Origin of the sequence: Paraburkholderia ribeironis (assembly GCF_900019265.1) — a bacterium.
Classification (GTDB): domain Bacteria; phylum Pseudomonadota; class Gammaproteobacteria; order Burkholderiales; family Burkholderiaceae; genus Paraburkholderia; species Paraburkholderia ribeironis.
Genome location: NZ_CYGX02000109.1, coordinates 1 through 1,796, shown reverse-complemented (window position 1 = coordinate 1,796; position 1,796 = coordinate 1). Strand labels below are relative to the sequence as shown.

Annotated in this window: 1 protein-coding gene; it reads left to right on the top strand. The window is 62.5% G+C overall.

Annotated elements, in window-relative coordinates; all coding sequences use genetic code 11:
- Nucleotides 1-80 precede the first annotated feature (80 nt).
- Nucleotides 81-1,232 carry an IS110 family RNA-guided transposase gene (locus tag BN2475_RS30900; protein WP_094783186.1) on the top strand — a complete coding sequence of 384 codons (1,152 nt, stop codon included), beginning with the start codon at nucleotides 81-83 and terminating at the stop codon, nucleotides 1,230-1,232.
- Nucleotides 1,233-1,796: the final 564 nt, after the last annotated feature.

Sequence of the window (1,796 nt, the reverse complement as noted above, 5' to 3'; positions counted from 1 at the left end):
CTAGATCCTATGAGCATCCGGGCCGGCGAGAGACTGACGCCTACAATCAGCGTGCCGAGGTTTGTTCACAGGAGGGCATCATGCGTACCGAACAGGCATATACGGGCGGTCAGGAACTGGTATTGGCGGTGTCATTCGAGCTTGCTGCCGCGAAGTGGAAGGTGGCGCTGCACGATGGCCGGCGCGAGCAGCCGGCCGTGCACACGGTCGTGCAGCCGCAAGCCGCCGCACGCCTGCAGGCGGTGCTGGACGTGATCGAACAACAAAGGTTGAAGTGGTCGCTGTCGAGCGGCGTGCGCCTCGTCGTCAGCTACGAAGCTGGCCAGGACGCGTTCTGGATCTGTCGCGCGCTGCAGGCACGTGGCGTCGAATGTTATGTCGTCGATCCGGCCAGCATTCCGGTCGAGCGCCACAAGCGGCGGGCGAAGACGGACCGGCTCGATGCGATCAAGCTGGTCATCAACCTGCGCGCATGGCTGCGCGGCGAGCGCGACCGCATGCACGTGGTGCACGTGCCGTCGCCACAGGACGAGGCGTCACGGCAGCTGATGCGCGATCGCGGGGAACTGCAGAAGGAAGTGCTGCAGCACCGCGACCGAATGCGCAAACTGCTGGCCACGCTCGGCTGCTGGGATGAGGTCGATCACAAGGCCTTCGCTGACCGCCTCGCCCGCGACCAGGTGCGGTGTCATGACGACACGCCGCTGCCGCTTGAGATGCGTGAACGGCTGCTGCGCGAATGCGAACGGCTGGCCCTGGCGCAGCAGCAACTCGCCGCACTCGAGAAGATGCGACACGCAAGTCTGCCGGCACCCGCGCGCCAGCGAAGCGACAACCTGGCACACCTGAAGGGGATTGGCGAAGTGGGCGCTTCGCGCCTAGCGCTCGAACTCTTCTGGCGCGAGTTCCACAACCGGCGCGAAGTCGGCGCGTGCGTAGGGCTGGTGCCGCAGCCCTACGACAGCGGTGAGAGCCATGTGGACCAGGGCATCAGTAAGCAAGGCAACAGACGCGTGCGTGCCCTCCTGATCGAGATGGCGTGGACCTGGCTGCGCTACCAGCCTGGCAGTGCACTAACGCAGTGGTTCAACCAGCGCACGCAGGGCACGGGGCCGAACCGCCGCGCGCGACGCATTGCTATCGTCGCGGTTGCGCGGCGCCTCGCAATTGCACTGTGGCGCTATCTGAAGGACGGCGTCATCCCGGCGGGAGCACAGTTTAAGTCCGCTTAAGCCATTGCGGTTTGCCAGAACGCACATCCGTTGCGCGAGATAATGTGGAGGTGCATACGGTCTGAAGTGAACATGCCCGTAACAGCCCCGGGTTGCACACGCAACCGATTCTCTAGATGGGGCATGCTCCCGGCGAGGTTTCCGGCGTAACGCGCATGCAGGATAAGGCCGGCCTTTGCACCGGCGGATAGAAGGTGGTCAGACGTCAAGTCTGACGCGCGCGACAATCGGCTTCAGATCTTGGGAACATAGAGTAGATTGCAGTAACGATTGAGGTGTGATGGAAATCCGCCCAACGATGCAACCAAACGCGCCTGTAGGCTGGCAAGCGCGAGTTATTGCGCTTGCCAGCCTATGCCAGCATGTCGCCCCTTCGCGGCGTCAAGGGTCCGCTGCGCCAGGCTTTGCCTGCCCTTGACCCAGTTAGCGCTTCTGTACGCAGGAGGCAAGCACTTAACCAACGCTGCTTTGTGGGCCAGCTGGAAACGGGCCTTGACAAATTCTTGCTCATAGAAGGGTCTGTTTACATTCGATGAAATGTGTTTACATCTTGTCTTTTGCGCG

Excerpts from the sequence above, each read along its gene's own strand:
- BN2475_RS30900 (WP_094783186.1), top strand. The coding sequence starts at position 81 with ATGCGTACCGAACAGGCATATACGGGCGGTCAGGAACTGGTATTGGCG.